The sequence below is a fragment of the Roseburia faecis genome, from assembly GCF_001406815.1.
Lineage (GTDB): Bacteria > Bacillota > Clostridia > Lachnospirales > Lachnospiraceae > Roseburia > Roseburia faecis.
Map to the genome: position 1 here is coordinate 1 of NZ_CVRR01000032.1, position 6,964 is coordinate 6,964.

The 6,964-nt window shown below is 40.1% G+C and carries 9 protein-coding genes; 2 read left to right on the top strand and 7 right to left on the bottom strand.

What is annotated here, in order from left to right; translation table 11 throughout:
• Window positions 1-98: 98 nt before the first annotated feature.
• The 7 genes from M72_RS10110 to M72_RS10140 form a co-directional block, all read right to left on the bottom strand.
• Window positions 99-962 carry a nucleotidyl transferase AbiEii/AbiGii toxin family protein gene (locus M72_RS10110; protein WP_055068136.1) on the bottom strand — a complete coding sequence of 288 codons (864 nt, stop codon included), beginning with the start codon at window positions 960-962 and terminating at the stop codon, window positions 99-101.
• On the bottom strand, window positions 963-1,556 hold the full coding sequence (locus M72_RS10115) for a type IV toxin-antitoxin system AbiEi family antitoxin domain-containing protein (protein ID WP_055068137.1): 594 nt from the start codon (window positions 1,554-1,556) through the stop codon (window positions 963-965). It abuts the gene before it with no gap.
• Between the two features lie 88 nt (window positions 1,557-1,644).
• On the bottom strand, window positions 1,645-2,355 hold the full coding sequence (locus tag M72_RS10120; RefSeq protein ID WP_055068138.1) for a DUF6040 family protein: 711 nt from the start codon (window positions 2,353-2,355) through the stop codon (window positions 1,645-1,647).
• A complete protein-coding gene (locus M72_RS10125) occupies window positions 2,333-4,075 on the bottom strand; it encodes a MobA/MobL family protein (protein WP_055068139.1) in 1,743 nt (580 codons plus the stop codon). The genes M72_RS10120 and M72_RS10125 overlap by 23 nt, the downstream gene beginning before the upstream one ends.
• Window positions 4,051-4,356: a hypothetical protein gene (locus M72_RS10130; protein ID WP_055068140.1), complete on the bottom strand. Its 306-nt coding sequence runs from the start codon at window positions 4,354-4,356 to the stop codon at window positions 4,051-4,053. Before M72_RS10130 ends, M72_RS10125 begins: the two co-directional genes overlap by 25 nt.
• Window positions 4,356-4,670, bottom strand: coding sequence for a relaxasome subunit MobC (locus M72_RS10135; protein ID WP_040015697.1), 315 nt, complete (start codon window positions 4,668-4,670; stop codon window positions 4,356-4,358). The genes M72_RS10130 and M72_RS10135 overlap by 1 nt, the downstream gene beginning before the upstream one ends.
• A 144-nt stretch (window positions 4,671-4,814) precedes the next feature.
• Window positions 4,815-5,045: a helix-turn-helix domain-containing protein gene (locus M72_RS10140; protein ID WP_003505382.1), complete on the bottom strand. Its 231-nt coding sequence runs from the start codon at window positions 5,043-5,045 to the stop codon at window positions 4,815-4,817.
• Between the two features lie 174 nt (window positions 5,046-5,219).
• Between M72_RS10140 and M72_RS10145 the strand changes: the two genes are divergently transcribed.
• Both M72_RS10145 and M72_RS10150 read left to right on the top strand, forming a co-directional pair.
• Window positions 5,220-5,849: a helix-turn-helix domain-containing protein gene (locus M72_RS10145; protein ID WP_003505395.1), complete on the top strand. Its 630-nt coding sequence runs from the start codon at window positions 5,220-5,222 to the stop codon at window positions 5,847-5,849.
• Window positions 5,850-5,935: 86 nt separating this feature from the next.
• A partial coding sequence (locus M72_RS10150; protein ID WP_055068141.1) for a tyrosine-type recombinase/integrase occupies window positions 5,936-6,964 on the top strand: 1,029 nt, incomplete at its 3' end.

Consider the following 6,964-nt stretch of genomic DNA (forward strand, 5'->3'; position numbering starts at 1 on the left):
TCTAAATTCACAATGGATTGCCTGAGAAATTATTAAGATTTTCCTAACTTTCGAATTTAGGCAACTCAAAATGCTAACGTAATTTACATATCAGTTTTTTATGTGTCATACATATTCTCCAATATACTTCCATATAATGCACAGATTGACTTCACAATTGCATGCCATGAAATATCAGCAGCATAAGAATAATTTTTTTGATATGTTTTCCATAAGGTCTCCATAACCGGACTTGATTCAATTTCATCAAATATTTCTCTTATATTCTCAGCTTCTATCAGGTCTAATGTTCCCCTTTTTTTGGCTGTAGCCACAAGTGCAGTCCATAAAACTTGTTTTTGGAGTTGTTCTCCATACAACTTTTGTAAAATATAAATATCATAAAAATCTCTCATTCGTGTATTTGTAACGTTTCGACTAACAACAGTTTCCAATTTTTCAGCCAATACCGTTTCCAGATTATATGCCCATACCTCAATAGTGCGGTCTTCAAGCATAAGATTAAATTTGTACTTGATTTCTCTTGGTGTAATTACATCCCCTGTAGAAATATCAATCTTTAATGGTGTGATTACACCATCAAATTTCGTTTCCATGCTTACACGAACACCAGGATAATCTGCTTCTTCCATGATTTCCGATATCCGTTTGACCTGAAATGAAACACCATCGTCCAGTGGAATTGATATAATTTGGGATATAATCATTTCTACATCCTCCACACTAACATTAGTGCCTTTTATGGTAGCATCCAGATCCATAGTAGCTCTGGCATCCAGACCAACCATTGCCGCCACAAGCATTCCACCTTTTAATATAAACTGGTTTTTATACTCTGATAAAGAAATTCGTTCTAAAAAACGTTCCATCATATAATTCCGCATCAAAATCTGTGCATCTGCGGATTTTTTCTTTGACAGATTACGAATTAAATCCTTTAATTGTCTTGCCGTTGTTATCATCTAAAGTAACACCTCCAAATATGGTCTAAGTATGTTTTCAACATGAAACATAGCTGCGTATTTCATAAGCATCCGTAAGTTTTTATCCTTACGTTTTGCATATTGCTTTAATGCATCTTGAAATACCTGCATTTCAATATTTTTCCTGCTGCGAAGCAGATCGCAAATTGTTCTCTCCATGTCATAAACGGGAACGGAATGTCCGAATGATGTCTGCATAGCTATGATTCCTATTTCATGTAAATCCTTTTTTACTGTGTACACTTGAAAACCGTCTTCCTGCAAACGACTTGGATTATATCCAGTTCTTACTGTTATGGTGTATTTCAAAGGCTCTCTGTCCGTTAAATCATGAAAAAACAATGCAGTTTCATGAGAAAATACAGCTTGACCACAACGTAAATGCAAAAGGTACATTGCATCTGTCCACGTATCCGGCGATACATACACACCATGAGCAGCTTGTTCTAATCCTCGTTCCTTCACATATGCATAAAACACAGACTTACTAATTCCATTATTTAGAACTTGAAATGTCTGAATTGTCCCTCCACATTCACGCAACAACAAATCTAATTTTTCAAACTGAGTCATATGCTTTCTCCTTTCGTGCTAATATTATAATATATATTAGCACGAAAGTAAAGACATATAGTACCAATAAAATATCGGTATTTTTGTTTTAATGATATCCCCTTGTTTCTCGCCATCCCTTTACATACCACCTGATTCCAACATATACCAGTTGCACGAATAATAAGAGAAATAGCAGATTGATTGGCAATGTTGTCTTTATCCACTTCCCAAAGTAGATAGCTGTTGCCATGCTTATAAGTATTACCATTATGGTAATCATATCCCAACAGCACTTCTTATATAACTCTGCAATCTTTATCCCTATAAATGCTACAAGTATTCCAGCACCCACCAAACATCCACCGCAGATCAGTATTCTTATCAGCCAGTATATAATTCCGGCAACGACAGGATTGGATATTCCATTACTAATCTGTGCTATGTTCTTTGTCGCCGATATAATCCACCCTGCAATGGTCTGTACAAAAGTGGCGATTGTATCAAAGAATACCACGCAATCAGAAATAAATATTTTTGACCGTATCATCTGAAAAAGAGTAGTTGATACGGAATACCATATCAACAGAAATATCAATGCTTCATACATGACTGTTTTTGCTTTATATCTGCCTGCCAGTTTTTCTCTCTGTGTATCATACCTTTCCTTCGCTTTCAGATAAGCTGTCTGGTTACAATTCTGACACTTTTGATAGAGCACCGGCTTTTCAACCGGTATCTCTACTTTTTTCTGATGAGAGAGTGCATAGTCCCGTTCCTGTTCTGTCTGCCTTAGCTTATCTCGACATTCCTCTATCATGTCCTTTGCGGTGAGCGTTTTCTCTTTCTCGCTCTGCAATAATTCTTTTGTTTTCCTCAAGTCGTTCTTTAAGGCTTGAATGTTCCCTGCTTTGTTCTCGCTGTTTAACTTCTCGTTCAAGGTCAGCGATTCGTCGAGCTGCATTTTCAATTTCTCGATAGTCCGGTCTTTCTGGTCGAGTTCTTCCTGCATCTGCTCTGTCAGCAGAAGCAACTCTTCCAGTTGATCGTCGCTCTTTGAGTTTCTTAATTCGTTCATCAATCAACCTTCCTTTCTCTAATTGCTGTTCAAGTTCAGTAATTCGCTGTTTTGTTTCTGCAATAGCCGGTTCTCGCTGTTTAATTTCTGTGCCAATTCCTGCCATTGCTGATTTTCGTCTGTGAGTTTCTGTATCTGGTCTGTCTTTTCTTCCAGAAGCATCAACAGTTCTTCTGTATCTGGCAAGATTTGTAGCAGCTCTGACAATTCTTTCTCTAATTGCTGCAATCGTTCTTCCTGCTCCTGAAAGCACATCAGTTTCTCGTCCTTTTCCTGTATCTCCTGAAGCATCTCTGCCATGATATTCTGCTGTTCCTCTATCTGTGTAATCATTTCTTCCATCATGGGAATTACTTCTTTGCTTTCTTCTAATGTCATTCAACCACTCCCTCCACATCGACAATGCACCGGATACCTTACCAAAGGTTGTGATTACCTTCTGTAGCAGTGCATTTTGTTTCTTAATCATCTGGTTTTCCGCTACCTTCCATGAACCTTTCCTGATCTGCCCGGTGAGATATTTTTCCTCAATCTTTCTTGCATCCGCACCCTCATGAATCGTAGGGACTTTTAATTTGCCCTGTCTTTCATAAGAGCGGTGGTCAATCTGATTGTCTATGGATAAATGCCGATTACACATCTTTGCCCATTCGCTTCGCCATAACTCACAATTTTTTGGACTGTTCCAGCCGGTAGCATCGGTCAGAACCCGTTTCCATTGTTTTCTGTTTCTTGCCCCGACTTTCTGTACTCCGTTTTCATCAAGTACCGGAATACGGATTCCATGACGGTCAGGATTTTTCTTATCCTGCCACCAGTCCGGATGGGATTCATCAACCACGATATTTCCGTCAGTATCTCTGACAAAATCCCAGTCCTTGACTTCTTTGTTGCCCCATGAATGGTCTGGATTGAATGGTCGCATGGTTACAAGTAAATGCACATGTGGGTTTCCTACGGCTGACTTGTCAGACGTTGCCCTTTTATCATGTATGCTCCAGTCGGCACACATTCCCTTGTCCACGAAAGTCTTTTGAATATATTCCGTTGTATAATCAATCTGTTCCTGTCTGCTCCATTCTTTCGGCAGGGAAAATTCAAATGAACGTCCAAGCTGGGCATCTGCATTTTTTTCTATCTTCAAGACCTCATTCCATAGCCGCTGTTTCTGAAATGTGATTTTAAACTTTTCCAGTGCGGCTTCCTTATCGTCCGCTCTTTTATAACGGATAGACTGTTGAAACCTTTTTATATTTTCTTCCGGTACATGCAGCCATTCAGAAGGTGCATTTTCACACATTATCAGACTGGTGTAGACGACTTCCTTTTTGGAAGTGTAGTAACTGATTCTGCCTGTTTCCTCATTCTTCATCACATCTCCATTAAGATATGCCGATGCGGATATGACAGATTTTCCTTTACTGCGTCCAACAATCTTTACTGTAAAGTGAAATATCGCCATGATACGATTCCCCCTTTCTGCCGTATCCGGCATTGATTTCCGACAGCATCTTCTTCTGGTTTGGCAGGAGTGAAGCTGTCGGAACGCCCTCTGCGCAAGAGTGCCCCCTGCGGCATGAGCAGGTCTGGCTGAAAGCCCCGCCGACGGAACGAGCCCGGCAAGCGTAAGCGCAGACCGGTTGCCACTTGTGGCAAACTTATAAGGACGACCTCTGGTTGTCCATAAGTGCGCCTTTCATTCAAAGGCAATGAAGGGAATGGAACCCCCACTCCCTCCGCCATTACACTTCCTCCATGTCTGTGACTGGTTCTTTCTGCATCGCTTTTGAGAAAAACTTTCCGTTTGTTTCCTGCCTTTTTAAGAAGCCTATCAACTTTGGTAAATCTTCCTCCTCAATCGGACAGCCAAGAACCGATTCCACTGCGCCACCAATCTGACAGAGCCTGTGGGTTCGTTTTTTACTTTCCTCTGCTTTCTTTCGCTTTTCCAGTTCCTTCCGCTGTGCAATGAGCTTTTTTGTAGCTTCAATGCTTTCCTGTTCCTTTTTCTCTAATGCACGTATTCTTTCTTCATAAGTCTTTGTTGATTTCGCCATATCGTCTTCATCCTTTCTTTTTCCGATAAACAACAGTTCCCGGTTGCATATCAGGAGAAGCACATGGTATAATCCTCTTGCGTGTAGGTATATCATGGCTTCGGTCTGATAGAACCTTTGGCGGTTTCTTAGGAAGCCGCCTTTTTAAGTTGCCACATTTCTTGTGACAGCTTTTACATTTCCTTTATCCCTCAGATCACGCCCCTCGTTGGCTTCCATGAACTTTTCCAGAATGTCAGTTTTAATAAGGACTTTTCTTCCGACCTTTAATACCGGAAGCTTCTTCCATTCAACCAGCTTTCTCAAAGTGTTTCTGCCAATTCCTGTATAGTCGGCTGCTTCCTCGATGGATAATGCAATCTTTCTTTCCGTCATCTTGTCACCTCCTTATAAATTGCATTATGCAATTTTTGCTGTGCTGTTAGTATAGCGGTTTTATATTGTGTTGTCAAGCGTTATGAAATTTTAAAAATAATTATTAAATTGCATATTGCAATTATGTGAGGTACATGCTATAATTCATACATACCGAAAAAGGAGGCAATCAGCATGAAAGATAAAGAACTACGCAAGCTGATAGGCAGCAGGGCAAAACAGCGTCGTCTGGAATTAAATCTGACACAGCCTTATGTTGCAGAGAAGATGGGAGTTACAGCTTCCACAATCCTGCGTTATGAGAATGGTTCGATTGACAATACCAAAAAGATGGTGCTGGAAGGTCTTTCGGAAGCACTTCATGTATCTATTGAATGGCTCAGAGGGGAAACCGATGAATACGAAACCGATATTACGGATAAGAAAGAATTACAGATTCGTGATGCAATGGGCGATATTCTCAAACAGTTACCTCTCGACCTTAGTAAAAAGGAAGATGCTTTTTCCAAAGATTTACTGCTGTTGATGTTAAAGCAATATAACCTGTTTCTGGAATCATTCCAGTTTGCCTGCAAGAATTACAAGGGCAACACGAATGAAGCTGATATTGCAAAAGTAATGGGGTTTGAATCGAATGATGAATATAACGAGATTATGTTTCTCCGGGAGATCACCCACACTGTTAATGCCTTTAACGACATGGCAGATATCGTAAGGCTTTATTCCAAGAAACCGGAAATGGCAGAACAAAGGCTTGAAAATCTTTTATCAGAAGTTTTGTATGAGGATTCCGATTCGGTATAGAACGACAACCGGAGTTATGATATACTTACACGCAAGAAGCATTTCATCAGTTCCGATTGTCTGATATCGAAAGGAGACACACGATTATGGCAAAAGGATCTGTAAGAAAAAAAGGAAAGAAATGGTACTACCGCTTCTATGTAGAAGATGCAAGCGGCAATCTGGTTCAGAAAGAATACGCTGGAACAGAAAGTAAAAGTGAAACGGAAAAACTGCTCCGTCAGGCAATGGACGATTACGAAAGCAAGAAATTCATTGCAAAGTCGGAAAATATTACAGTTGGAGAATTACTTGATATATGGGCAGAGGAAGAATTAAAGACCGGTACGCTCAGTAATGGGACAGTCCAGAATTACCTCGGTGCCATTACCAACATCAAGAAGCATCCAATTTCAGAGAGAAAGTTGAAAAATGTAACATCTGAGCATTTACAAGCCTTCTTCGATCTGCTTTCCTTTGGTGGCACTTATCCAGATGGTTCAGAAAGAAAAGGTTATAGCAAAGATTACATTCGTTCTTTCTCGGCAGTATTACAGCAGTCATTCCGATTTGCAGTATCACCAAAGCAATATATCACTTTCAATCCGATGCAGTATATTAAGCTGAAATACCAGACGGATGAGGTTGACCTGTTTTCCGATGATGACATGGATGGCGATATACAGCCAATTCCACGAGAGGATTATGAAAGACTGATTGAATTTCTACAGAATTACAATCCACCGGCAATACTTCCAATCCAGATAGCTTATTATGCAGGACTTCGTATCGGTGAAGCCTGTGGTCTGGCATGGCAGGATGTGAATCTTGAAGAACAGTGCCTTACAATCAGACGCAGTATCCGATATGATGGTTCAAGGCACAAGAATATCATCGGACCAACCAAACGAAAAAAGGTAAGGATTGTTGATTTTGGAGATACACTGGCAGAGATTCTTCGCAATGCCCGAAAGGAACAACTTAAAAACCGAATGCAGTACGGAGAACTTTACCATAAAAACTACTACAGAGAAGTAAAAGACAAAAACAGAGTTTACTATGAGTTCTATCATCTGGACGGAACAGAGAATGTTCCAGAAGATTATAAGGAAATATCCTTTGTCTGCTTAAGACCG